Annotated in this window: 19 protein-coding genes; 13 read left to right on the forward strand and 6 right to left on the reverse strand. The window is 60.6% G+C overall.

What is annotated here, in order from left to right:
* Nucleotides 1-4 precede the first annotated feature (4 nt).
* The 3 genes from I6L36_RS07005 to I6L36_RS07015 form a co-directional block, all read right to left on the reverse strand.
* Nucleotides 5-1,963, reverse strand: a complete 1,959-nt coding sequence (locus I6L36_RS07005; RefSeq protein ID WP_080989874.1) for a copper resistance system multicopper oxidase — start codon at nucleotides 1,961-1,963, stop codon at nucleotides 5-7.
* 140 nt (nucleotides 1,964-2,103) lie between these two features.
* The gene (locus tag I6L36_RS07010; RefSeq protein ID WP_017778717.1) at nucleotides 2,104-2,430 is read right to left on the reverse strand and encodes a hypothetical protein; all 327 of its coding nucleotides are present in this window, start codon (nucleotides 2,428-2,430) and stop codon (nucleotides 2,104-2,106) included.
* 162 nt (nucleotides 2,431-2,592) lie between these two features.
* Entirely contained in the window at nucleotides 2,593-2,889 is a 297-nt protein-coding gene (locus I6L36_RS07015; protein WP_021140725.1) for a helix-turn-helix transcriptional regulator, read from the reverse strand.
* Between the two features lie 229 nt (nucleotides 2,890-3,118).
* Here I6L36_RS07015 and I6L36_RS07020 point away from each other — a divergent pair.
* The 12 genes from I6L36_RS07020 (at nucleotide 3,119) to I6L36_RS07075 (ending at nucleotide 18,933) form a co-directional block, all read left to right on the forward strand.
* Nucleotides 3,119-3,972 (forward strand): IS5 family transposase gene (locus I6L36_RS07020; protein WP_103261584.1). Its coding sequence is split into 2 segments (ribosomal slippage): nucleotides 3,119-3,461 and nucleotides 3,461-3,972, totalling 855 coding nucleotides; the frame shifts between segments, so codons are not numbered across the junction.
* A 369-nt stretch (nucleotides 3,973-4,341) separates the two neighbouring features.
* Nucleotides 4,342-5,769, forward strand: coding sequence for a 30S ribosomal protein S12 methylthiotransferase RimO (gene rimO, locus I6L36_RS07025; protein WP_233768393.1), 1,428 nt, complete (start codon nucleotides 4,342-4,344; stop codon nucleotides 5,767-5,769).
* A gap of 545 nt (nucleotides 5,770-6,314) precedes the next feature.
* A complete protein-coding gene (locus tag I6L36_RS07030) occupies nucleotides 6,315-7,997 on the forward strand; it encodes an ABC transporter substrate-binding protein (protein ID WP_010673906.1) in 1,683 nt (560 codons plus the stop codon).
* 117 nt (nucleotides 7,998-8,114) lie between these two features.
* Nucleotides 8,115-9,098 (forward strand): ABC transporter permease, encoded by a 984-nt coding sequence (locus tag I6L36_RS07035; protein WP_010673905.1) that lies wholly within the window; start codon nucleotides 8,115-8,117, stop codon nucleotides 9,096-9,098.
* Nucleotide 9,099: 1 nt separating this feature from the next.
* Entirely contained in the window at nucleotides 9,100-10,005 is a 906-nt protein-coding gene (locus I6L36_RS07040; protein WP_010673904.1) for an ABC transporter permease, read from the forward strand.
* Nucleotides 10,002-11,024 carry an ABC transporter ATP-binding protein gene (locus I6L36_RS07045; RefSeq protein ID WP_109113089.1) on the forward strand — a complete coding sequence of 341 codons (1,023 nt, stop codon included), beginning with the start codon at nucleotides 10,002-10,004 and terminating at the stop codon, nucleotides 11,022-11,024. Before I6L36_RS07040 ends, I6L36_RS07045 begins: the two co-directional genes overlap by 4 nt.
* A gap of 11 nt (nucleotides 11,025-11,035) precedes the next feature.
* Nucleotides 11,036-12,034, forward strand: a complete 999-nt coding sequence (locus I6L36_RS07050; protein ID WP_109113088.1) for an ABC transporter ATP-binding protein — start codon at nucleotides 11,036-11,038, stop codon at nucleotides 12,032-12,034.
* A 107-nt stretch (nucleotides 12,035-12,141) separates the two neighbouring features.
* Nucleotides 12,142-13,869: a glycoside hydrolase family 9 protein gene (locus I6L36_RS07055; protein WP_216987093.1), complete on the forward strand. Its 1,728-nt coding sequence runs from the start codon at nucleotides 12,142-12,144 to the stop codon at nucleotides 13,867-13,869.
* A 104-nt stretch (nucleotides 13,870-13,973) separates the two neighbouring features.
* The gene (locus I6L36_RS07060; RefSeq protein ID WP_109113238.1) at nucleotides 13,974-14,846 is read left to right on the forward strand and encodes a BadF/BadG/BcrA/BcrD ATPase family protein; all 873 of its coding nucleotides are present in this window, start codon (nucleotides 13,974-13,976) and stop codon (nucleotides 14,844-14,846) included.
* 67 nt (nucleotides 14,847-14,913) lie between these two features.
* Complete coding sequence (locus tag I6L36_RS07065; protein ID WP_216987094.1) at nucleotides 14,914-16,770, forward strand: beta-N-acetylhexosaminidase; 1,857 nt, start codon at nucleotides 14,914-14,916, stop codon at nucleotides 16,768-16,770.
* A 192-nt stretch (nucleotides 16,771-16,962) separates the two neighbouring features.
* On the forward strand, nucleotides 16,963-18,516 hold the full coding sequence (locus I6L36_RS07070; protein ID WP_201922568.1) for a PAS domain-containing methyl-accepting chemotaxis protein: 1,554 nt from the start codon (nucleotides 16,963-16,965) through the stop codon (nucleotides 18,514-18,516).
* Nucleotides 18,517-18,582: 66 nt separating this feature from the next.
* Entirely contained in the window at nucleotides 18,583-18,933 is a 351-nt protein-coding gene (locus I6L36_RS07075; RefSeq protein ID WP_039040524.1) for an MGMT family protein, read from the forward strand.
* 83 nt (nucleotides 18,934-19,016) lie between these two features.
* On the opposite strand, the gene I6L36_RS07080 is transcribed toward I6L36_RS07075, so the two are convergent.
* On the reverse strand, nucleotides 19,017-19,187 hold the full coding sequence (locus I6L36_RS07080; protein ID WP_174213896.1) for a hypothetical protein: 171 nt from the start codon (nucleotides 19,185-19,187) through the stop codon (nucleotides 19,017-19,019).
* Between the two features lie 115 nt (nucleotides 19,188-19,302).
* On the reverse strand, nucleotides 19,303-21,924 hold the full coding sequence (gene topA, locus I6L36_RS07085; RefSeq protein ID WP_109112766.1) for a type I DNA topoisomerase: 2,622 nt from the start codon (nucleotides 21,922-21,924) through the stop codon (nucleotides 19,303-19,305).
* Nucleotides 21,925-22,285: 361 nt separating this feature from the next.
* Here topA and astB point away from each other — a divergent pair, with 361 nt between their 5' ends.
* On the forward strand, nucleotides 22,286-23,623 hold the full coding sequence (astB, locus tag I6L36_RS07090) for an N-succinylarginine dihydrolase (RefSeq protein ID WP_109112765.1): 1,338 nt from the start codon (nucleotides 22,286-22,288) through the stop codon (nucleotides 23,621-23,623).
* Nucleotides 23,624-23,853: 230 nt separating this feature from the next.
* On the opposite strand, the gene sohB is transcribed toward astB, so the two are convergent.
* Entirely contained in the window at nucleotides 23,854-24,861 is a 1,008-nt protein-coding gene (gene sohB, locus I6L36_RS07095; protein ID WP_109112764.1) for a protease SohB, read from the reverse strand.
* Nucleotides 24,862-24,866: the final 5 nt, after the last annotated feature.

The raw sequence follows: 24,866 nt of genomic DNA on the forward strand, positions 1-24,866 counted from the left end.
TTCCTCAAGAAACCACTACTTCACGGAACATTCCAGCATCCATATGGAACATAATATGACAGTGCCAAGCCCAACGGCCAATGGCATCAGCGGTCACAAGAAAACTAATTCGTTGTGCTGGCTGCACAGGTATTGTGTGCTTTCTTGCCAAAAAGGAGCCATCTTCATTCTCAAGTTCACTCCACATACCATGTAAATGCATGGGATGGGTCATCATGGTGTCATTGTGGAGAGTAATTCTAACTCTTTCTCCATAATTAAAATGAATTGGTGTTGATTTACCGAACTCAACGCCATCAAACGACCATGTATAGCGTTCCATATTTCCAGTCAAATGAAGTTCAATTTCGCGTTCTGCTGGTCTTGGATCTATGGGCCCACCTTTAGTTTTCAGGTCTGCTAACGTAAGCACTCTTCTCCCATTATTACGTAGCCCTACACCAGGGTCATTCAGATTGCGTCTTGGTGTATCTACCCTCGCATCAACACTGGGCCCAAACTCTGTACTGGCATGCCTAACCTTGCTTGGCGGTGTAGCATTACTCATACCAGCCATAGAACCATGATCCATACCAGCCATGGAGCTATGATCCATCGTTGGCATTGCCCCCGATGCCATGCCAGGCATTGAGCCATGATCCATACCTGCCATAGAGCTATGATCCATCGCTGGCATTGCCCCCGATGCCATGCCAGGCATTGAGCCATGATCCATACCTGCCATAGAGCTATGATCCATCGCTGGCATTGCACCTGATGCCATACCAGGCATTGAGCCATGATCCATACCTGCCATGGAGCCGTGATCCATTCCGTCCATGGAGCCCATCATATCTTCCATTGAAAGAGGCTCAGGTTTGTCTACAGTAGGAATCGGAGCTGAAAGGCCAATCGCCGTCGACAACGTACCTCGGGCAAAACCAGTACGATCCATCGACTGTGCGAAAATCGTATGGGCGTTATCGATGGGTTGAACAATGACATCGTAAGTTTCACCAGGGCCGAAACGAAACTCATCTACGTCTATAGGTTCAATATCAACACCATCGGTTTGTACAACCGTCATTTTTATGCCTGGAATTCTGACATCGTAAAAAGACCCTCCAGCACCATTTATAAATCTAAGTCTGATCTTCTCACCTTTATTGAAGACACCAGTCCAATTTCCATTAGGGGTTGTTCCGTTCATTAAATAGGTTAAAGTTGCAGAGGATAAGTCAGCCAAATCTGTAGAATTCATTCTCATTTCATTCCACATCTGGCGTTTGGTGAAGGCAACCTTTAATCCACTGTTGCTGACATCGTTAATGAAGTCGATAGCTGTAGGCTGATTAAAATTATAGTAATCACTTTGCGATTTCAATTTTGATAAAATTCGCATCGGGTGCTCATCTGTCCAGTCTGACAAGAGAACAACATAATCTCTATCGGCTGATATAATCTCGCCTTCTTTTGGCTCTATAATTAAAGCGCCATACATTCCCGTCTGTTCTTGAGAACCAGAGTGAGAGTGATACCAATATGTACCGGACTGTTCCAACGTGAATTTATATGTGAATGTCTCTCCTGGTTTAATACCATTGAAACTAATACCAGGTACGCCATCCATTTCAAATGGGAGTATTATACCATGCCAATGAATAGAGGTAGGCTCACTGAGCTTATTGGTAACACGAAGAGTAACCTCATCGCCTTCCTTTAAGCGTAATGTCGGTGCAGGTATGGAGCGATTGACAACCGTGGCAATTCTTGTACTTCCAGTAAAGTTGACAACAACTTCTTCAACTACCAGATCGATTACTGTTCCACTTAAAACTGAGCTGTAAACCTTTTGCGGCAGTTCTTCTTTAGCGTTAATTGACATAGGAATCGATGCCACAACTCCGCCAGCAGCAATCCCTTTAACAAACTTTCTTCTTGAGATAGAAGGATTAAATCCATTTTTACTATGAACATCATTCATAAGCGCCTCCATTTCATCACAGCTGTGATGTGTGATGATGCTCATTATAGAAATCAATGTACAATTACAATACTGTCATTTTTCTCAATGCGTAGAAAAAAATGCGCCAAACTTACGTTAAGCGCATGATTTTATTTGCTTTATCTGTTTCGCCCACTACCCATTCCATGCTGAAGTGCAATCACATGGACATCACCGTTGTAGCTGACTTTGACTGTGTTGATACTTTTGCCCATGGGGAGTTGCAGTTGCTTTGTCTTCCCAGGAGTAGCCATTACAGTACCCAGTTTAGTGTCATCCAGGGTAGATACACTCACAGTGTCGGTACTAAGTGCGTTGGCACTCCAATCCATATATATAATGTTGTGCCCAGCACGAACGTTATAAGGCACCGGAGCCTGAGCAAAAGCGGAGAAGCTTCCGACGACCAGCGTACATGCCATTAATGCACCAATTTTAATATTCATAAACCACCTCATTTAATTATGACTCAAGTTACGTGACTAACTATAAACTCTGAGTCATTACATGAAGCTGTCACAAAAATTACAAATTAGTAATAAACCTATTGAAGAGCGCTTGGGGAAAGCTGGATGACTGGATCAGGACATACCCTATTTTTGGCCTGCTCAGATAGAGATTCGGTTCATGCAGCACTCTTCGCGGAGAAATATGATGATCTCTTCCAGCACTTCGTATTGAGAGACGCACAGTAGGGTACGACTTTCCCGATTCTGCTTGACCAGGCCAACCGAGACCAGCGCGGCAATGTGGTGGCTTAGGGTCGATGCGGGAATGGCGAGCTGCTTTTGCAAGTCTCCAACAGGCAGGCCCTGCTCTCCCGCTTTGACCAGATGCTTGAAAATGAACAAACGAGTCGGATGACCCAGCTCTTTCAATGCCTTAGCCACTTCTTCCAATTGCATAGCGCACTCCTCTCGATGACGAATATTTCGATAATACCAGAAATATCTGACCACCCAAAAGTTTCGATTATTTTAGAAATATGGTAAATAAAGGAGGATATGAAGATGAAAGATTGGTTAACCATGCTGACAGATGCAACTCAGATGTTTTTGTTCTTGGCCTTAGGCTGTGTTCTTAAAGTGATGAGGATATAATCTCACATCTTCTCAACAGCTTAAGATCCATTCCGTGTCCCGCCGTTATCAGCTGACTGATGCACAATGGGGGCTTATCGAGCCCCAGTTTCCTTCTCGAAGCCTGATCGGGCGCCCTACCCGTGAACCGCGCCAAGTGCTCGATGGCATTCTCTGGATACTCCACACCGGAGCTCCTTGGCGAGACCTTCCAGAACGTTTCGGACCATGGAATTCGGTCTACAACACCTTCCGGCGTTGGCAGGATGCAGGCCGGATTGATGCCATTCTGGAAGCGCTGCAACTCAAGCTCAATGAAGAAGGGCTCATCGATTTCGACCTGTGGTGCCTGGACGGCTCCAATGTCAGAGCATCCAAAGATGCTGCCGGTGCACGTAAAAAAACACCTCAATGAATCAAGCCCTTGGCCGTTCGCGGGGAGGTTTCGGCAGCAAAATTCACTTGGTCACGGACGGTCATGGCTTACCACTGAGCTTCTGCCTGTCACCGGGGCAATCAGCAGAAATCAGCTATGCAACAAGCGCGTTGGCCATGGCGAGGATACCAACGTCATCAGGTCGCTACCGAACACGGCCAGCGCATCTTGCCGCAGACAAGGCCTATAGCAGCAAAGCCTTTCGAGCCGAGCTACGGCGGAGAAGGATAAAAGCGGTCATTCCGCAACGCAGCGACCAGCAACGGCGCCATAAGGGGCGTCCATTGGTACTGGACAAGGTGCATTACCGCAGGCGCAATGTCGTGGAGCGGTGCTTCGGTTGGTTGAAGAAGTTTCGCCGGTTTTCAACGAGATATGAAAAGCTAGCCAAGAGTTTTGCAGCCTTTATCAAACTGGCTTTCTGCCTTCGCTACTTGCGCGAGTTATGTGTGGACAGAAAACCAGCATTTTGAGAACACAGCCTAGAGGGCTGAACTATTGAGGATGTTCCGAATCGTGGTATCAGGAAACAACGCTAGGATCATCAGCAAGCTGCGATTCATTTTGCCGGTCGCAATCAACGGCAGTACTGGACTGCTTGATGTAGGTCTCCCGCACATGCTGGCGGCCGAAGATGGCTTGAAGACTTAGAGGCAGAACTCGTAACCGAGGCCCCTGTCGTTGATGAGCGCATCATCTTCATCTCTCAGGAAAAGACACAAAATATCGTGCATTGAAACCTAATATGGCAGGTCAAAAAATACACACATCACTTCTTCCTCTTTCCTGCTCATCAGGTATAATCCGCCATCTTTTTTTGCATCAGTGACCAGCGACCCCCTATGACTGTCAACCGTTTTGACCCCAGCTCAGACAGCCTGACGCCTGCAACCACGCAGGCTCAGCCATTGGACAACCAACCTGTCCAACAAGCGACTTCCAGCATTATTAGGTCTCATCCCCCAAGGATTGGTTTTGTGAGCTTGGGATGCCCCAAAAACCTGGTCGATTCCGAACGCATCCTGACCCAGCTGCGTACCGAAGGGTACGACGTGGTGCCCAGCTATGACGATGCGGAGCTGGTGGTGGTCAACACCTGCGGCTTCATCGACAGCGCGGTGCAGGAGTCCCTGGAAGCCATCGGTGAAGCCCTGGCCGAGAACGGCAAGGTGATCGTCACCGGCTGCCTCGGCGCCAAAGAGAACCAGATCCGCGAGATCCACCCCAAGGTGCTCGAGATCACCGGTCCCCACGCCTATGAAGAGGTGCTGGGCCACGTCCACAAATACGTGGAAAAACCCACCCACAACCCCTTCACCAGCCTGGTGCCGGCCCAGGGCGTCAAGCTGACCCCGCGCCACTACGCCTATCTCAAGATTTCCGAAGGCTGCAACCACCGCTGCACCTTCTGCATCATTCCCTCCATGCGCGGGGATCTGGTGAGCCGCCCCATCGGCGAAGTACTAGCCGAGGCCAAGCGCCTGAAAGAGGCCGGCGTGAAGGAGATCCTGGTGATCTCCCAGGACACCTCCGCCTACGGCGTGGACGTCAAGCACCGCACCGGTTTCTACGACGGCATGCCGGTCAAGACCAGCATGGTGGCCCTGTGCGAAGAGCTGGCCAAGCTCGGCATGTGGGTGCGCCTGCACTACGTCTACCCGTACCCGCACGTGGATGACGTCATCCCCCTGATGCGCGACGGCAAAATCCTCCCCTACCTCGACATCCCGCTGCAGCACGCCAGCCCGCGCATCCTCAAATTGATGAAGCGCCCCGGCTCCGTCGAGCGCACCCTGGAGCGCATCCAGAAGTGGCGCGAGATCTGCCCCGAGATCACCCTGCGCTCCACCTTCATCGTCGGCTTCCCCGGCGAGACCGAAGAAGAGTTCCAGATGCTGCTGGACTTCATCGACAAGGCGGAGCTGGACAGGGTTGGCTGCTTCAAATACAGCCCGGTCGAGGGGGCCAAGGCCAACGAGCTGCCGGATCCGGTGCCAGCCGAGGTGCAGGAAGAACGCTTCCAGCGCTTCATGGAGCTGCAACAGCAGGTCTCCATCCGCAAGCTGGCCCGTAAAGTGGGCAAAGAGATGCTGGTGCTGATCGACGAGGTGGACGAAGAGGGCGCCACCGGCCGCTCCGCCGCCGATGCCCCCGAGATCGACGGCCTGGTCTACCTGAACGGTGAAACCGGCCTCAAGCCCGGCGACATGGTCAAGGTCCGCATCGACGAAGCGGACGAGTACGACCTCTGGGCCAGCCTGGTGGAATAATCACGCCACTCCCCCTCAAAGCCAGTCGGTCTCACCGACTGGCTTTTTTAATGTCCGCCGCCCGTCAGGCTCTTGCATGCCCCCATGTCATCCCCTGTCCCACCCCTCATCACCGGTCTCCCTCCCCTCCCTCTTTTCGCACTCGCCCGTGAACCAGCGCACACTTCTCTCCTGCCACATGAGCCGCTTGTTTCCTGCACAAAAATAAGCCGTGTCAACGGGGAAAAAACGAGCACGATCCAGCTCACATTATCGTTGCCACAGGGAGTGGCAAGGAGACTTTTTACTTTGTGAGAATTAACGCAACTTTATAATTTAAAAGGATTTAAAATGCATTTTGACGATAATGACGTGCGCCGTGCAATTTTTACGATATCGACGAAATGAAGGGTTGTTGTTTTCCTGTTAATTCTGCTTTTCTAAGGGCGTTGGACGACACAACTACAAGGGTGCAAAACCTGACCAACAGCGAGGGCCGGTATCCAAGCATGCGATGTCGGTGCTCCATTCCAAAACCATGGAAGACCAATAAGAAAGGAAAAAATATGCTTGCCAAAGTATCCAAAATCGCAACCTCAGTCATGCTGGGAACTCTGCTTGCCGGTGCCACCGGCACAGCCATGGCCGCCGACAACAAGACGGTGCTGACACTGGTTGCCCAGCAGGAAACCGCATGGGTCAAGAACTTCAACCCCTTCCTGCAAGCGGGTCTGCTCCACACCACCCGTCACTTCATCTATGAGCCGCTGGTGATCTTCAACGATATGCAGGGTGGCAAACCCGTCTATCGTCTGGCCACCCACTACGCCTTCAGCGATGATCTGAAATCCGTCACCTTCGACCTGCGCGAAGGGGTCAAGTGGTCCGATGGTGAAGCCTTCACCGCCGACGACATCCTCTTCTCCTTCAACCTGGTCAAGGCCAACAAGGCGCTGGACGAGCGCTCCATCTGGACCCAGATCAAGGGTGTCGAGAAGCTGGGTGACCACAAGGTCAAATTCGACCTGGCCGAGATCAACACCAACGTGGTGAACGACCTGGTGCTGGTGCCCATCGTGCCGGAGCACCAGTGGAAGTCGGTGAAAGACCCGGTGGCCTTCACCAACGACAAGCCGGTCGGGACCGGTCCCTTCACCGAAGTGGACAACTTCTCCGCCCAGCTCTACACCCAGTGCCGCAACCCGCACTACTGGGACAACGCCAGCCTCTCCATCGACTGCCTGCGCATGCCGCAGATGGCCACCAACGACCAGGTACTGGCCGCCGTGATGAAGGGTGACGTGGACTGGTTCGGCTCCTTCGTGCCGGACATCGAGCGTCTCTACGTCGGCAACGATCCCAAGAACAACAAGTACTGGTTCCCCGCCTCCGGCACAGTGGCGTTCAACGTCAACTTCCAGAGCAAGAACCCGGGCAACCACGAAGCCTTCAACGACATCAACTTCCGCCGTGCCTTCTCCATGGCCATGGACCGCCAGTCCATGGTGGACATCGCGGGCTACGGCTACCCCACCGTCAACGAGTACCCGTCAGGGCTTGGCAAGGCATTCGCTTCCTGGGACAACCCGGACGTCGAGAAGAAATACGGCAAGTACAACAAGTTCGACCTGGAAGGGGCCAAGGCCCTGCTGAAACAGGCGGGCTACAAGGACTGTGACGGCGACAAGTTCCTCGACACCCCGAGCTGCAAGAAGATCGAGTTCAAGGTGCTGGTACCGAACGGCTGGACCGACTGGGTCAACACCGTCCAGATCGGGGTCGAAGGCCTGCAGGCCCTGGGCCTGAACGCCAAGACCGCCACCCCGGAAGCCACCGTCTGGACCGAGTCCCTGATCACCGGTGACTTCGACGTCGCCCTGCAGGGTTACTTTGCCGGTGCCAACCCGCACAAGTACTTCGAGACCGCTTTCCACTCCCGCAACATGGGTGAGCGCGGCAACCGCTTCGCGGCGCCCCGCTACAAGGATCCCGAGCTCGACAAGCTGATTGACGACTTCACCCAGACCGCCGATGCGGCCAAGCAGAAGGAGATCATGTTCGCCATCCAGGAGCGTGTCGGGGCCAACCAGACCATCATCCCGGTGTTCAACAACCCGACCTGGTACGAATACAGCACCAAGCGCTTCAATGGCTGGTTCAGTGCCGACAACCCGGTCGCCAAGCCGCAGGTTCACCCGGACACTCCGGAGCGTCTGCTGCACGTGCTGTCACTCAAGCCAAACAGCTAATCACCCCGGCCCCCTGCGGGGGGCCCTCTTCCCCGCCATGTCTTCCATCCCCCGCACCTGCCGGGGTTGGGGGAGCTTTGCCCGGCGCGGGGCAGGCTTGCAGTAAAAGGTATCACCATGGGATTTATACTTAGACGCTTCTCCTTCTATCTGGTCGCCTTCCTGGTGGCCGCCACCATCAACTTCCTGCTACCCAGAGCCATGCCGGGGGACCCCGTCTCCGTCATGTTTGCCCGGGCCGGCGCCATGATGGAACCCGCCGCGCTGGAAGCCCTCAAAGCCACCTTCGGTTTCGTGGACGGCCCCATCGGCACCCAGTTTCTCACCTATGTGAAGAGCGTCTTCACCTGGGATCTCGGCACCTCGGTGCGCTACTACCCCCAACCGGTTGCCGACGTCCTCGGCCGCGCCATCGGCTGGACCCTGTTCCTGGTGGGCACCTCCACCATTCTGAGCTTCTCCATCGGCTCCATCGTCGGCATCTTCGCCGCCTGGTACCGGGGCGGACGCATGGACAGCATCCTCTCCCCGCTCACCCTGGTGATGCAGGCCATCCCCCCCGTGGTGGTCTCCCTGCTCGCCCTCTTCCTGTTCGGCGTGAGCCTCGGCTGGCTGCCCATCGGCTACGCCTACAGCCCCGAGATCCCCGCCGATTTTGGTTGGGAACACATCAAGAGCATCCTGCTGCACGCCATCATGCCGGTGGGCACCCTGGCCGCGGTGCAGGTAGGGGGCTTTCTCATCACCATGCGCAACAACATGATCAACCTCCTGGGCGAGGACTACATCACCATGGCCAAGGCCAAGGGGCTCTCCAGCAACCGGGTGATCTTCAACTACGGCGCCCGCAACGCCGTGCTGCCCAGCGTCACCGCCCTCTCCATGGCGCTCGGTTTCGTCATCGGCGGATCCCTCATCACCGAGGTGATCTTCAACTACCCCGGCCTGGGACTGACCCTCTATCAGGGCATCCTGGCCCGTGACTACCCCCTCATCCAGGGGCAACTGCTCATCATGACCATCACCATGCTCAGCTTCAATTTCCTGGCGGACGTGCTCTACGTCTTCCTGGATCCCCGTCTGCGTACAGGAGGCAAATAAGATGCGTATGCCGACTATCTTGAAAATCCTGCTGGGCAACAAGAAGGCCGCCTTCGGCCTCGCCATCGTGGTCACCTTCGTGCTGATGGCCCTGTTCGCCCCGCTGCTCGCCAGCAACGAACCCACCAAGCGGGTCGCCCGCCCCCACCAGCCCCCCAGCGTGGAGCTGGTGATGGGTTCCAACCGCATGGGCCACGATCTCTGGGCCCAGTTCACCAACGGCGCCCGCATCTCCCTGATGGTGGGCTTCGGGGCAGGCCTGCTGGTGTGCGCCCTGGCCATCACGGTGGGCATCACCGCCGGCTACTTCGGCGGCGTGGTGGACGAGTGCCTCACCTTCCTGATGAACGTGGTGCTGGTGATCCCGAACCTCCCCCTGTTGCTGGTGCTGGCAAGCTTCATCGGAGAGGCCTCCCCCATGGTGATCGCCCTCATCATAGGGTTGACCTCCTGGGCCTATGGTGCCCGGGTCATCCGCGCCCAGACCCTGGCCCTGCGGGAAAAGGAGTTCGTCATCGCCGCCGAGGTGCTGGGTGAACCGGCCTGGCGCATCATCCTGGTGGAGATACTGCCGAACCTCATCTCCATCATCGGGGTGAGCTTCATCGGGTCCATCATCTACGCCATCGTCACCGAGGCGACCCTGGAGTTCCTGGGGCTCGGCGACCCGACCGTGGTCAGCTGGGGCATCATGCTCTACAACGCCCAGACCTCGAGCGCCATCCTGGTGGGCGCCTGGTGGGAGATCCTGGCCCCCTGCTTCGCCATCGCCACCCTGGGGGCGGGCCTCGCCATGCTCAACTTCGCCATCGACGAAATTGCCAACCCGCAGCTTCGTTCCCACAAGGGCCTGCGTCGCTGGAAGCAGCTTGCCACTCCCATCACTGCTCAGGAGAAGACAGCATGACCATGCAACAACCCCTGCTGTCGGTGCGCCAGCTCTGCGTCGACTACATCACCGAGAGCGGCGACGTGCGCGCCGTCAATTCGGTCAGTTTTGACATCATGCCGGGTGAGGTGTTCGGCCTCGCCGGCGAGTCCGGCTGCGGCAAGTCCACGGTCGCCTTCTCTGTGGCCAGGCTGCACAAGCCGCCCGCCTACATCAGCGGCGGCGAGATCCTGTTCAAGGGAGAGAACATCCTCGGCTTCGATGACGAGCGGTTGCGCAGCTACCGCTGGCGCCAGGCGAGCGTGGTGTTCCAGTCCGCCATGAATGCGCTCAACCCCGTGCTGCGCATGGAGGAGCAGTTCTGCGACGTGCTCTTGGCCCACAACCCCGGCATGACCCGCTATGAGGCGATAAAGCGCGCCCAGGAGCTGCTGGAGATCGTCGACATCCACCCGAGCCGGCTCAAGGACTACCCGCACCAGTTCTCCGGCGGCATGCGCCAGCGGCTGGTGATCGCCATCGCCATGGCCCTCAACCCCGAGCTGCTCATCATGGACGAACCCACCACGGCGCTCGATGTGGTGGTGCAGCGGGAGATCCTGCAGAAGGTCTATGCCCTGAAAGAGAAGTTCAACTTCTCCATCCTCTTCATCACCCATGACCTCTCGCTCATGGTCGAGTTCTGCGATCGCATCGGCATCATGTACGCGGGAGAGCTGGTGGAGGTGGCGCCGGCCAAGGCGATCCTGACCGCGCCCCTGCACCCTTACACCCGGGGCCTTGGCAACTCCTTCCCCCCCCTGCACGGGCCCAAGACCGTGCTGGAGGGGATCCATGGCAGCCCACTCAATCTGCTGGAGGTGCCGGTGGGCTGCCGCTTCCAGGCACGCTGCGCCAAGGTGCACGAGCGCTGCCGCCAGGAATACACCCGGCTGGCCGAGATCCGGCCCGGCCAACAGGCTGCCTGTCACCTTCATGAGGCAGCAGAGGAACAACCGGATCTTCCGATCCATCTGGACAAGGCCGCTGGCTGTTAAGGATGTCTGTCATGCAAATCGCCCAAACCGACGCGCCCATCATCGAGGTCCAGCACCTCTACAAGGACTTCGCCGTCAACTCCAACGCCATCAAGAGCGGCAAGATGCGGGCGCTGTCCGACATCACCTTCAACCTGCACCGGGGCCGCGCCCTGGCAGTGGTGGGGGAATCCGGCTCCGGCAAGAGCACCATCGCCAAAATCATTGCCAAGATGTACAAGCTCTCCAACGGCCGCATCCTCTACCGTGGCCGCGACCTCGAGGAGTTCAACAAGGGCACCGCCCTGCTGGACTATCGCCAGAGCGTGCAGATGGTGTGGCAGGATCCGTTCGGTTCACTGAATCCGACCCACACCATCTACCACCACATCGCCCGCCCCCTGCTGCTGCACAGCAAGGTGAGCGACAAGCGGGATCTACCCGACATGGTCTATGGCCTCCTTGAAAAGGTGGGGCTGACCCCCGCCAAGGCGACCGCGGCCAAGTACCCCCACCAGCTCTCCGGCGGCCAGCGCCAGCGGGTCAACATCGCCCGCAACTTGGCTGTGGAGGCGGAAGTGGTGCTGGCGGACGAACCCACCTCCATGCTCGACGTCTCCATTCGCATCGGCATCCTCAACCTGATGGAGCAGATGAAGAACGAGCTCGGCGTCTCCATGCTCTACATCACCCACGACATCGCCACCGCACGCTACGTGGCGGAAGATCTGGCGGTGATGTACGTGGGTCACATGGTGGAGTGGGGGGAGGTGGACGAGATCCTGCACCACCCCCAGCACCCCTACACCCAGTTGCTCATCTCGGCGGTGCCGGATCCCGAGAAGAGCATCCACACCGAGCTGGAGGGAGGTCGCAAGGGGGAGATCCCGCTCTGGACCCCGGAATCCCGTGGCTGTCCCTTTGCCGGGCGCTGCCATCAGGCCATGCCCCGCTGCAAGGAGAGCCTGCCCCCGGTGACCCGGCTCGCCGACAACCACTTCGTGCGCTGCTACCTCCACGAACAGGGGTAAGCAGGCCCGCGGCCGGGCGCCGTCGCCCGGCCATGCCTCGCGTCGGGGCCGCAAGGCCCCGCAATGAGCCTCGCCCGCCAGGGGCGAGCCTTCGGAGTAAGACCTTGATGGAACTTTTGATCAACCAGGTGGGTTACGAATGTGACGGGGAGAAGAGCGCCCTGCTGCAGTGCGGCGCCGACCTCGATATCCGCGGCCACGTCAGGTTGCTGCGCCAGGAGGACGACCACCTCCTGCTGGAGACGCCGCTGGTGGCGGCGGGAAGTGTCCCCGGCTGGCAGGGGCGCCACTACTGGCGGGCCGATTTCTCCGCCTTCACCGAGCCCGGCCACTACCGACTGGAGGCCGTCGTGACTACGGGAGCGCAGGAGCGCCTGGTGCGCTCCACCCCCTTTGCCATCGGCCGGGGGCTGCTGGCACGCCGCTGCCTCTCCGATGTCATCCACTACTTCAAGGGACAACGCGCCAGCGGCACCTTCGACCGGGCGGACCGCAGGGCACGCCTGTTTGGCACCGATCAGCGCCGGGACGTACATGGCGGCTGGTTCGACGCCAGCGGCGACATGAGCAAGTACCTGAGTCACCTCTCCTACGCCAACTACCTCAATCCCCAGCAGACCCCCATGGTGGTCTGGTCCCTGCTCAAGTGCCGGGAACTCCTGGCGACACGTCGTGACATCGACGGGGTGAACCTGTGCAAACGGCTCAATGACGAGGGGTTGCACGGGGCGGATTTTCTCTGCCGAATGCAGGACGAGCGCGGCTTCTTCTACATGACCCTGTTCGACAAGTGGAGCAAGGATCCCGAACAGCGGGAGCTGTGCGCCTATGCGACCCAGCAGGGGATCAAGTCCACCCGCTGGCAGGCGGGTTTTCGCCAGGGGGGCGGCATGACCATCGCCGCCCTGGCCCGCGCCGCCCGGGAACCGAGTGGCGGCGACCTTGACACAAGCCAGTACGCCGACGCGGCCAGACGCGGCTACCTGCACCTGCGCGAGCACAACCTCGCCTACCTGGACGACGGGGTCGAGAACATCATCGACGACTACTGCGCCCTGCTGGCGGCGGTCGAGCTCACCAGAACGCTGGGCGCCGAGTGGCTCGCCGAGGCGCGGGATCGGGCCGGCCGGCTGTGCGCCCGCCAGCGCGCCCACCCCGATCTCGGCCACCATTGGGTCGCCAACGACGATGGCTCTCGCCCCTACTACCACGCCGCCGAAGCGGGCCTGCCGGTGCTGGCGCTGCTGGAGTATCTCGCCATCGAGCCGGATCCGGCGCGCCAGTGGGCAGCCCGGACCGTCGCCGAGCAGGCCCTGGCGGCCGAGCTGGCCCTCGCGGCCCGGGCAGGCAACCCGTTCGCCCTCGCCCGCCAGTATGTGAAAGGGGTCGATGAGGCGCCCCGGGTGAGCTTTTTCATGCCCCATCACAACGAATCCGGTTACTGGTGGCAGGGGGAGAACGCCCGGCTGGCATCGCTCGCCGCCATGGCGTTTGCTGCCGCACAGCACCTGCCCGGGCAGAGCGCACTGCTGCGCACCTTCGGCCAGCAGCAGCTCGACTGGATCCTGGGGAGAAACCCCTTCAACACCTGCATGCTGGCGGGTCAGGGCATCAACAACCCGGAATACACCGCCGGCTACCCCAATGCACAGGGGGGGATCTGCAACGGCATCACCGCCGGCTTCGATGACGAAAATGACGTGGCCTTTATTCCAGAGGCGTACAAGGATCGGCTGGATCAGAACTGGCGCTGGGGGGAGCAATGGATCCCGCACGCCGCCTGGTTCGCCCTGGCCATCACCTGGCAGAGCGCACAAGGAGGCCACCATGATTGAGAGCGGTTCACACATCACTGGCACCGGGGAGAGCCCTGGATCCTCCATACCGCCAGCCAGGTTTACCCTGGCCATCACCTGGCAAAGCGCGCAGGGAGGCCCCCATGATTGAGTTCTGGGTCGGGGTGGACGGCGGCGGCACCCACACCCGGGCCCGCATTCGCAACAACGCAGGCAAGCTGCTCGGCGAGGGGCGCGCCGCCGGCTCCAATCTGGAGCTGGGCATAGCCCTCGCCCACGGCCATGTGCTGGCTGCCATCGATCAGGCCCGCATCGACGCAGGTCTGCCCAGAGAGAGCGAACAGCGGATGGGAGTCGGGCTCGCACTCGCCTCCGCCGAGCTCGCCGACTGCTACCACGCCATGCTGACCATGCCCTTCCCGTTTGCGCGGGTGAAGCTCACCTCCGATGCCTTTGGTGCCTGCCTCGGCGCCTTCGACGGCCAGGAGGGGGCCATCCTCATCGCGGGCACCGGCTCGGCGGGGCTCATCTACCGGGAGGGACGCCTTCGCACCTGCTCGGGTCGCGGCTTCCCCGTCTCGGATCTCGGCAGCGGCGCCTGGCTCGGGCTGCGCGCCATCCAGCAGTCCCTGCTCTGCCACGACGGCATCCTGCCCCCCAGCACCCTGGCGGTGCGTCTGATGGATCACTTCAAGCGGGATCAGGCCGAGGTGGTGCGCTGGGCTGCGCGCGCCATCCCGGCCGACTATGGCCGCTTCGCCCCCTGGGTATTCGATGCCGCAAGCGACGGGGACGAGCTCGCCACCGCCCTGCTGGATGAGACCTGTGCCCAGCTCGGCATGCTGCTGGAGGGCATGACCCAGCTCGGGGCAGACCGGATCGCCCTGCTGGGCGGCATCGGCACGCGCCTCGCCCCCCGTCTGGGCCACTTCCATCTGATCGCCCCCAAGCGCGACGCGCTGGAGGGGGCCATCCTGTTTGCCAGGACGGAGACGCTGCCATGTCTGCATCCCTGAGCCTGGTCGGGCCGACAACACCTGCGGGACAGGTTCCCGTTTCCTTCACCCCATCAGAGGAATTCCCATGTCCGCACCCCTGATCCACACCCGGGTCGATCACCGTGACGGTGACGATGTCTGGTTTCGCTTCACCCTGAGCCAACTGCCAGCAGCCCCCTGGAAACTCCACTTCTGCCTCGCCCGCCAGATCGATCCCCACTCGATCGAAGGGGGCGCTCTGGAGCGCCAGAGCGGCAGTTACAAGGTCATGGTGCCCCACGAGGGGGTGAGCGAGCTGCGCTTCTGCTGTCGCAACACCCCGCTCAAGCATGACTCCGATATGCCCAAGGGTTTCTTCCTGAGCCTGGAGAGCAAGGGACAGCTGCAACCCCTGGTGCTGGTGGGGGAAGACCTTGGCCTGACCAACCCGCCCTCCCCGGGCCCCGACCTGCCACAGGTGGAGGCCGTCAACGGCCTCGTGCCCCAGCCCGCCCACCTGATTTATACAGAAGGCAACTTCCGGCTGGCCGAGCGGGCCCACGTCGACGGCCCCATTCCCCTCGCCTCCCTGCTCGTCCATTTCAACGAGCTGACAGGCCTGGCTCTGACCCAGGATCACGATGCGGAGATCCACCTCGTCGAGGCGACACTTCCCCCCGAGGGGTATGAGCTCACCATCACGCCGGAAGAGATCGTCATCCGGGCCGCCGGCGAGGCGGGCTGGCGCCACGGGCTGGTGAGCCTGGCCCAGTGGGCGCTGCAACACGGAGAGAGCCTGCCCTGCCTGACGGTGCGGGATGCACCGCGCTTCGGTTTTCGCGGCATCTTCCTCGACTGTGCCCGCCACTTCCACTCCATCGCCACCCTCAAGCGCCTGCTCAAGCAGATGAGCCTCTACAAGTTCAACCGCTTCCACTGGCACCTCACCGATGACGAGGGGTGGCGCCTTGAGATCAAGGCCTTCCCCCAGCTGACCGCCGTGGGTGCCTGGCGCGGCCATGGCCTGGCGGTGGGGCCCCAGCTGAGCGGCGGCCCCGACCCTTATGGCGGTTACTACACCCAGAGCGAGGTGCGCGAGCTGGTCGCCTACGCCGCCGGGCTTGGCATCACCATCATTCCGGAAATAGACATCCCGGGGCACTGTCACGCCGCCATCAAGGCGCTGCCCGAGCTGCTGGTGGAAGAGGCAGACCGCTCCCGCTACCTCTCGGTGCAATATTTCGACGACAACGTGCTTAACCCGGCCCTGCCCGGCACCTATCGATTCCTGGACGCCGTGATGGACGAGGTGTGCGATCTCTTCCCAGGGAGTCAGGTTCACATGGGGGGGGACGAAGTGCCCACCGGCGTCTGGACCGACAGTCCCGCCTGCCAGCAGCTGATGGCCGAGCAGGGGTATCAGGATTGCCGCGAGCTGCAGGGGCACCTGCTGCGCCACTGCCAGCACTACCTGGCTGGCAAGGGCAAGCAGATGCTGGGGTGGGAAGAGATACTGCACGGTGACAAGGTGAGCCGGGAGGCCACCGTCTTCGCCTGGACCAGCTTCCAGGCCGGCCTGGATGCCGCCGCATCCGGTTACCCCGTGGTGATGGCGCCTGCCCAGCAACTCTATCTGGATCTCGCCTGGAGTCAGGACATCCACGAGCCGGGACTCTACTGGGCGGGTACCCTCAACCTGGCGCAGGTGCATGCATGCGATCCTGCCCCGGCCGATTTCCATGCCAACGATAACATCCTGGGGGTGCTGAGCCCCTTGTGGTCGGAACTGATCACCTCTCGCGATCGTCTCGACTACATGTTGTTCCCGCGCATGCTGGCCACGGCAGAGGTGGCCTGGAGCACTCCCGCCCGCAAGATGTGGGAGCACTTCGTCGCCCGTCTGCCCGGCCAGCTGCACATCCTCGACCAGTTGCAAGTGCGTTACCGGGTGCCACAGAGGTAGTGTTATCTTTTTCTTTTCGGCGACCTTTTGGTCGCCGTTTTTTTACCCATCAACAACAAAAACCCAACCTAGCCCCTACTTTTCATCTGCCTTTGTTGGCAAAATAAGGCCCCCGATGAAACCAGACAGGGGATGCACCTCCCTGCGGTTCCGCCACAATAACAATCAGCAAACAGATCGGAGCTTACCCTTATGGCCCGCAAACACGCCCAGGTCGTGGACAGTGAAGTGGAATTTCCCGCCGACGTGCAACTCGTCTCCACCACGGATCTGCGCGGCGTCATTACCTACGCCAACCCCGCCTTCTGCCGTATCGCCGGTTATCAGGTCGATGAACTGGTCGGCCACAACCACAACCTGGTTCGCCACCCCGACATGCCCAAGGCCGCCTTCGCCGACCTCTGGGATCGCCTCAAGGAGGGCAACCCCTGGCGGGGAGTGGTGAAAAACCGCTGCAAGGATGGCCGCTATTACTGGGTCGACGCCTACGTCACCCCCATCTACGAGCACGGCAAGATAAGCGGCTACCAGTCGGTGCGCTGCAAGCCCGACCCCCAGCTCAAGCAGGCTGCCGCCCAGGCCTATCGGGCCCTGCTTTCGGCCGAGCAACGGGGCACCCCGGCCCGCCCCTCGCTGCGCCGTTTCAGGCCGCTGATACTCGGCCTGCCGCTGCTGGCGCTGCTGGTCTGGGCCGCCCTCACCCAGGGCCCCCTCACCGCGCTGCTGATGCTGCTTCCCCCCCTCGCCATTGCGGGCGCCTACTGGCGCGAACTCATCGCCCTGCCCCGCTATCTCAGGCAGCTCGGTCAGCAATATGACAGCCTGACCCGGCTGGTCTATTCGGGGGATGCCCCGGGGGCCATCGCCGATTTTCACCTGAAGATGCTGCAGGCCCGGATCCGCACCGTGCTGGGGCGGGTCGACGATGCCACCCATCCGCTTCAGGCCCTGGCAACCGATCTGCAGGACTCCTCACACCGCGCCTTCCTCGACATCAACGAGCAGGATGCCCAGACCCAACAGATGGCGGCCGCCATGACCCAGATGGCCAGCACCGCACACGAGATTGCCCGCAATATCCAGGACACCAACGGCCAGGTGACCGAGGCACGCAGCAGTTGCCAGAGCACGGTGGAACAGCTGGATCAGACCCAGCAGCAGATGACCAGGCTGGCCAGCCAGGCGGAGCAGGCCTTCCACTCCGCGGTGGAGCTCGCCAGCGAGTCGGAGCGCATTGGCAGCGTGATGGGTGAAATCCAGGGCATCGCCGAGCAGACCAACCTGCTGGCCCTCAACGCCGCCATCGAGGCCGCCCGTGCCGGCGAGCAAGGGCGCGGCTTTGCGGTGGTGGCGGACGAGGTGCGCACCCTGTCGACCCGTACCCACAAGGCGACCGAGCAGATCCAGGGCAGCATCAGCCAGATCCAGCACACCCTGGAGCGCTGGCAGGGCATGATGCAGGACAACCTGGCCCAGACCCGGGAATGTGTCGAGATGACCCGCCAGGGATCAGGCAACCTGCACCTGGTGCTGGGTGAAATCGATCAGGTGACCGAATTCTCCACCCAGATCGCCGCCGCCGCGGAGCAGCAGCAGGTGGTGGTGGAGGAGATCAGCCGCAACATCCACCAGATCTCCGAATACTCCCGCGCCAACAGCCAGAAGATCCAGGCGGTGGACGACTCCAGCCAGGAGCTGCTCAGGCGGGCCCGCGAGCTCAGGGGACTGAGCCAGACCTTCGGCTGACAGATTGCAAGCTCCATGACAGAAGCGCCACAATGGCGCTTCTGCTGTTTTTGACGAGCCATCATCATGAGAACGAACGCGCCCCCCCTGGACAAGACGGCCCGCATCGAGGCGATCCTCGCCCTGATCCCCCCCGGCCGCGTGGTGAGCTACGGCCAGGTGGCGGATCTCGCGGGCCTGCCCGGACGGGCACGACTGGTGGGAAAAGTCTTGCGGGAGACCGACAAGGTGCTGCCCTGGCACCGGGTGCTGGGGGCGGCAGGCACCATTTCGCTGCCAAAAGGATCCGCAGGCTTTGACAAGCAAGCGGGGCTGCTGCAGGAGGAGGGGGTGCCCGTGATTGGCGGGCGGGTCAGGATGCGGGAGTGGCAGTGGCAGCCCGACCTGGCCGAGCTGCTCTTTCTGGTTCCCTTCTGACGAGGCTGGCACGCCCCGAAGGGATGGGGGCTCTTGCAACAAAGGGAGGGCCTCTGTTGTCGCCCTCCGTCACGTTCTCTTCCCTAGTCGCCGGCAATGGGCCCCAGAATGTCATCGCTGCGCACCTGTACCGGGATGGTCTCATCCTCCCGTTGCAAGAGCACCAGCAGACTCTGTCTGTCCACCTCCAGCACATAGGCGGTTCCTTCACGGGTCAGGCAGGTCATGCCCGGCTGTATTTCATGTATCTCCATGACAACTCCCTGTCTTGCGCTGCCATCCATGCAGCTATTCCAGTATATCGCCATCCACCAACAAAGAAGCCCCTCGCAAGGGGCCTCTTTCATCATGCTGTGAGCGGCGTCGCCATCAGGCTTTCTTCGCCTTGGGCAGGCTCTCCTGCCATTTTCCGTTGTCGTAATGGGCTGTCCAGCCGGTCGCCTTGCCGTTGACCTCGGTCATCACGTACTGCTCCTTGGTCTTGCGGCTGAAGCGCACCACGGAGGCGTTTCCGTCAGGATCTGACGCCGGGGCATCCGCCAGGTACTGGTGCTTGGGAGAGAGGCGATCGCGGAAGCGCTTGAGCTCCTCCACCAGGGGCGCACGGGTCTCGCGGGATTTGGGGAAGTTGCTGGCGGCCAGGAAGAGGCCGGCGGCGCCATCCCGCAGCACGAAGTGGGCGTCGGACTGGGTGCATTTCAGCTCGGGCAGGGGTACCGGATCCTCTTTCGGCGGTGCAATGTCGCCATTTTTCAGGATCTTGCGGGTGTTCTTGCAGCTCGCGTTGGTGCAACCCATGTATTTGCCGAAGCGGCCGTTCTTGAGCTGCATCTCGGAGCCGCAGCGATCGCACTCGATGCTCGGCCCTTCGTAGCCCTTGAGCTTGAACTGCCCCTGCTCCACCTCGTAGCCATCGCAATCCGGGTTGCGACCGCAGACGTGCAGCTTGCGGCTGTCGTCGATGATGTAGGCGTCCATGGCGGTGCCGCAGATCCCGCAGCGATGCTTGGCACGCAGGGCATCGGTTTCCGCCTCGTCCCCGTCGGTGGCGGAGACGAACTCGTCCGCACTGACCAGGTTGATGGTCTTCTTGCAGCGCTCCTTGGGCGGCAGGGCATAGCCGGAGCAGCCGAGGAAGACGCCGGTGGTGGCGGTACGGATACCCATCTTGCGGCCACAATCCGGGCAGTCGATATCGGTCAGCACCATCTGGTTGGCACGCATGCCCCCCTCTTCATGGGGCTTGTCGGCCTGCTCCAGCTCCTGGGTGAACTCGGCGTAGAAGGCGTCGAGCACCTTCTTCCACTCCAGGCTCCCCTCGGCGATGCCGTCGAGCTTGTCTTCCATCTTGGCGGTGAACTCGTAGTTCATCAGCTCGACGAAGTTTTCCACCAGGCGGTCGGTGACGATCTCCCCCATCTTCTCGGCGAAGAAGCGGCGGCTCTCGACCCGCACATACCCACGGTCGACGATGGTGGAGATGATGGAGGCGTAAGTGGACGGACGGCCGATGCCGCGCTTTTCCAGCTCGCGTACCAGGGCCGCTTCGGTGAAGCGGGCGGGCGGCTTGGTGAAGTGCTGGCGCGGATCCAGCTTGACCAGTTTCAGCACCTCGCCGACGGTCACCGCCGGCAGCTGGCTGTCTTCACCCTTGCGGCCCATGGGCGGCAGGGCCTTGGTCCAGCCGGCGAAGCGCAGGGTGCGACCGCGCGCCTTGAGCTCGAACTCCCCTGCCTTGACGGTCAGGGTGGAGGAGTCGTACTGGGCCGGGGTCATCTGGCAGGCGACAAACTGGCGCCAGATGAGGTCATAGAGCCGCATGGCATCGGGCTCCATCCCTTCCAGCATCTCGGCAGTCACCTGGACACTGGAGGGGCGGATCGCCTCGTGGGCCTCCTGGGCATTGGCCTTGGCGCCGTAGAGGTTCGGCTCGCTCGGCAGGTAGGCGGCACCATACTGCTCGCCGATGTATTCCCGCACCGCATCCACCGCCTCTTTGCTGAGGTTGGTGGAGTCGGTACGCATATAGGTGATGTAACCCGCTTCATAGAGACGCTGGGCCATCATCATGGTCTTCTTGACCCCGAAGCTCAGACGGGTAGAAGCCGCCTGCTGCAGGGTGGACGTGATGAAGGGAGCGGACGGCTTGGAGCCGGTCGGCTTGTCTTCCCGGTTGACCACCTTGTAGTCGACCCCTTCCAGGGCCGCCACGGCGGCGAAGGTCTCGGCCTGGGTCACCGGCTTGAAGTCGGCACCGTTGCGGCTGACCACCTCCATGCGCAGCTCGCTCTTCTCGGCGGTGAGCAGGTCGGCGTTGAGATCCCAGAACTCCACCGGCACGAACGCCTTGATCTCGCGCTCCTTGTCGACGATGAGGCGCACCGCGACGGATTGCACCCGACCGGCGGAGAGGCCGCGGGCCAGCTTCTTCCACAAGAGCGGGGAGACCATGTAGCCCACCACCCTGTCGAGGAAACGACGGGCCTGCTGGGCGTTGACGCGATGAATGTTCAGCTCGGACGGCTGGGCGAACGCCTCCTGGATGGCGCTCTTGGTGATCTCGTTGAACACCACGCGCTTGTAGCGGCTGTCGTCGCCACCGATGATCTCGCGCAGGTGCCAGGCGATCGCTTCCCCCTCTCTATCCAAGTCGGTTGCGAGATAGATGGTGTCGGCCTTGGCGGCCAGACTTTGCAACTCGCTGACCACTTTTTCCTTGCCGGGCAAAATCTGGTAGTTGGCCTGCCAGCCTGCGGTTGGGTTGATGCCCATCCTTGAGAACAGGGCGTTGCGATCCTTGGCCGCCTTCTCGGATTCGCTGAGCTTGATGCCGCGAATGACAGGTTTTTTGGGCTCGGTGCTGGCGCTGCCGCTGGTCGGCAGATCGCGCACGTGGCCTACGCTGGATTTCACCACGTAGTCCTTGCCCAAATATTTGTTGATGGTCTTGGCCTTGGCCGGAGACTCCACGATGACCAGTGATTTGCCCATGCTGTAACTATTATCCTCATTGCACCCGACGGGGTTGGCGTGCGGTTTTGTGGGGCTGTATAAGAGATTTGACGGGAAAAAGCAATCTTGCGGGTCAATTTGCCCGACAGCCCGAACCGCCCTGCTGCTTTATTTATTAATGCGAAGCCGGGGCGCGGGAAGCAACCGCTTTTTTGTTTTTATGCTATATCCCCCCCCTTTTTTAGATTGGAAATGACATATCCAGCCACCCTTGTGACATAAAAACCCATTCTGGTTATCAGCTTGTTACAAAGGATGAAATCTCTTTATAATGGCCGCACACCGCAGCTTTGTGCGCGGAAGGAACCGCTCCCCATATAAAAATCGAAAGGATGTGATCATGAAGCACTTCGAGGTCAACTTCGACGGCCTGGTCGGCCCCACCCACAACTATGCCGGCCTCTCCTATGGCAACGTCGCCTCCCAGAGCAACGCCAAAGAGGCCTCCAACCCCAAGGAAGCGGCCAAGCAGGGGCTGCGCAAGATGAAGGCGCTGACCGACCTCGGCATGGTGCAGGGCGTGCTGGCGCCACAGGAGAGACCGGATCTCGCGACCCTGCGCCGCCTGGGCTTCACCGGCAACGATGCCAGCGTCCTGACCCAGGCGGCCAGACAGGCCCCCGCCGTGCTGGCCGCCTGCTACTCCGCCTCCAGCATGTGGACTGCCAACGCCGCCACCGTCTCCCCGAGCGCCGACACCCAGGATGGCCGCATTCACTTCACCCCCGCCAACCTGACCAACAAGTTCCACCGCTCCCTGGAGCCCGAGGTGACCGGGCACATCCTGCGGGCCGTGTTCAACAACGATCGCCACTTCTATCACCACCAACATCTGCCGGAGAACGACCACTTCGGTGACGAAGGCGCCGCCAACCACACCCGGCTGTGCCGCGCCTATGGCGAAGCGGGGGTCGAGCTGTTCGTCTATGGCCGCAGCGCCTTCGACGTCTCCCAGCCCGCCCCCAAACGCTATCCGGCCCGCCAGACCCTGGAAGCGAGCCAGGCCATCGCCCGCCTGCATGGCCTGGGGGATGAGAGTGCGGTCTTCATTCAGCAGAACCCGGACGTGATCGATCAGGGGGTGTTCCACAACGACGTCATCGCGGTGGGCAACCAGAACGTGCTCTTCTTCCACCAGCAGGCGTTCCTCCATACCGAGGCGGCGCTGGCCGAGGTGCGTACCAAGTTCGGCGACGGGGAACTGCACTTCATCGAGGTGCCGACCAGCGAAGTGTCGGTGCAGGATGCGGTGAAATCCTACCTGTTCAACACCCAAATCCTGACCCTGCCATCCGGCGAGATGGCGATCATCGCCCCCACCGAATGCCGCGACAACCCGGCGGTGTCCGCCTATCTGGCCAGGCTGGTGACCTTGGGCACCCCCATCAAGGACGTCCACTACATGGACGTGAAGCAGAGCATGAGAAACGGCGGCGGCCCCGCCTGTCTGCGCCTACGGGTCGCCATGAACGACACCGAGCTCGCCGCGGTCAACCCGGCCTGCCTCATCACCGACAGCCAGTTTGCCCGCCTGGATCAGTGGGTCGAGAAGCACTATCGCGACAGCCTGGCGCTGGACGATCTGCGCGACCCCTCCCTGGTGCTGGAGACCCGCACCGCCCTGGACGAGCTGACCCAGATCCTGAAACTCGGCTCCGTCTACCCCTTCCAGCGCTGAGGTGCGCCATCGGCCTGCAGAGCCGACGCAATAAAAAAAGAGAGCCGGGCAATGCCCGGCTCTCTTTTTAGTCCTTTGCACTGAGCTATAAAACCTGTTCATGAGCTGTAGCGAGAGATCGTCAGCAAGGTGAAGAGCAGCGCAGGAACCGGAGTGTGTAGATACACATGAGGATTCCGAACAGCACATGAGCCTTGATCACGACCTCGCAGTAAGCTCGAAACAGGTTCTCAGCGCCAGGGGCTCTGCTGCCACAGCCGGCCAAGGCCGGCCTCCAGCCCCAGTGCCGCCTGCTTGCCAAGCTTCTGGGTCAGGCTCCTGGGTTTGCTGTAGCGGATGCCGACCACCTTGTGATGGCTGGCCTGGGCCAGCAGGTAGTCATCGCTGGTGCAAAGCGCATCCACCAGTCCGAGCTGCTTGGCCTGGCTCGCCAGCCAATGCTCGCCGGTGGTCACCTTGTCGATGTCGAGACCGGGTCTGTGCTCGGCCACGAAGGCCTTGAACTGTTCGTGGATGGCCCTCAGCTCCTCGCGAAACTTCTCCCGCCCCAGATCGTCGTTCTCGCCGAACATGGTGATGGTGCGCTTGTACTGGCCTGCGGTGTGCATCTCGAATTCGATGTCGTGCTTCTTGAGCAGCTTGTTGAAGTTCGGCATCTGGGCAATCACCCCGATGGAGCCGACGATGGCGAACGGCGCCGCCAGGATCTTGTCCGCGACGCAGGCCATCATGTAGCCACCGCTCGCCGCCACCTTGTCGATGGCCACGGTCAGCGTGATGTCCTTGTCCCGCAGCCGCTGCAACTGGGAGGCGGCCAGGCCGTAGCCGTGCACCACGCCGCCGCCGGATTCGAGGCGCAGCAGCACCTCGTCCCCGGGCCGGGCCACGCCTATCACGGCACTCACCTCTTCCCGCAGGGAGGCCACCTCCTTGGCATCCATGCTGCCGTTGAAGTCGATGACGAACAGCCGGCTGCGCTCATCCTCCCCCTTGGCTTTGGCCTTGTGCTCCGCCTTGCGGGTCTTCTCCATCTGCTTGCGCTCGGCCTTGCCCGCCAGGGCTGCCTGCAGTTGATGGCGCCCCTGCTCCAGCTCGCCGGAGAGATCGGTCACCACCAGCTCCCCCTTGCGGGATTTGGGCTGGCGGCTGCTCGCCACCATCAGGATGACGGCGCCGATGGCCAGCAAGAAAGTGAGGGTCTTGGCCAGAAACAGGCCGTATTCGGTCAAAAATGCCACTTGAT

This window comes from Aeromonas sp. FDAARGOS 1406 (assembly GCF_019048565.1).
GTDB lineage: Bacteria > Pseudomonadota > Gammaproteobacteria > Enterobacterales > Aeromonadaceae > Aeromonas > Aeromonas caviae.

Coding starts and splice junctions, on each gene's coding strand:
- I6L36_RS07040 (WP_010673904.1), top strand. CDS start 9,100: ATGCGTATGCCGACTATCTTGAAAATCCTGCTGGGCAACAAGAAGGCC.
- I6L36_RS07045 (WP_109113089.1), top strand. CDS start 10,002: ATGACCATGCAACAACCCCTGCTGTCGGTGCGCCAGCTCTGCGTCGAC.
- I6L36_RS07035 (WP_010673905.1), top strand. CDS start 8,115: ATGGGATTTATACTTAGACGCTTCTCCTTCTATCTGGTCGCCTTCCTG.
- I6L36_RS07030 (WP_010673906.1), top strand. CDS start 6,315: ATGCTTGCCAAAGTATCCAAAATCGCAACCTCAGTCATGCTGGGAACT.
- I6L36_RS07075 (WP_039040524.1), top strand. CDS start 18,583: ATGAGAACGAACGCGCCCCCCCTGGACAAGACGGCCCGCATCGAGGCG.
- topA (WP_109112766.1), bottom strand. CDS start 21,924: ATGGGCAAATCACTGGTCATCGTGGAGTCTCCGGCCAAGGCCAAGACC.
- I6L36_RS07005 (WP_080989874.1), bottom strand. CDS start 1,963: ATGAATGATGTTCATAGTAAAAATGGATTTAATCCTTCTATCTCAAGA.
- rimO (WP_233768393.1), top strand. CDS start 4,342: ATGACTGTCAACCGTTTTGACCCCAGCTCAGACAGCCTGACGCCTGCA.
- I6L36_RS07010 (WP_017778717.1), bottom strand. CDS start 2,430: ATGAATATTAAAATTGGTGCATTAATGGCATGTACGCTGGTCGTCGGA.
- I6L36_RS07060 (WP_109113238.1), top strand. CDS start 13,974: ATGATTGAGTTCTGGGTCGGGGTGGACGGCGGCGGCACCCACACCCGG.
- I6L36_RS07055 (WP_216987093.1), top strand. CDS start 12,142: ATGGAACTTTTGATCAACCAGGTGGGTTACGAATGTGACGGGGAGAAG.
- I6L36_RS07070 (WP_201922568.1), top strand. CDS start 16,963: ATGGCCCGCAAACACGCCCAGGTCGTGGACAGTGAAGTGGAATTTCCC.
- astB (WP_109112765.1), top strand. CDS start 22,286: ATGAAGCACTTCGAGGTCAACTTCGACGGCCTGGTCGGCCCCACCCAC.
- I6L36_RS07080 (WP_174213896.1), bottom strand. CDS start 19,187: ATGGAGATACATGAAATACAGCCGGGCATGACCTGCCTGACCCGTGAA.
- I6L36_RS07050 (WP_109113088.1), top strand. CDS start 11,036: ATGCAAATCGCCCAAACCGACGCGCCCATCATCGAGGTCCAGCACCTC.
- I6L36_RS07015 (WP_021140725.1), bottom strand. CDS start 2,889: ATGCAATTGGAAGAAGTGGCTAAGGCATTGAAAGAGCTGGGTCATCCG.
- I6L36_RS07065 (WP_216987094.1), top strand. CDS start 14,914: ATGTCCGCACCCCTGATCCACACCCGGGTCGATCACCGTGACGGTGAC.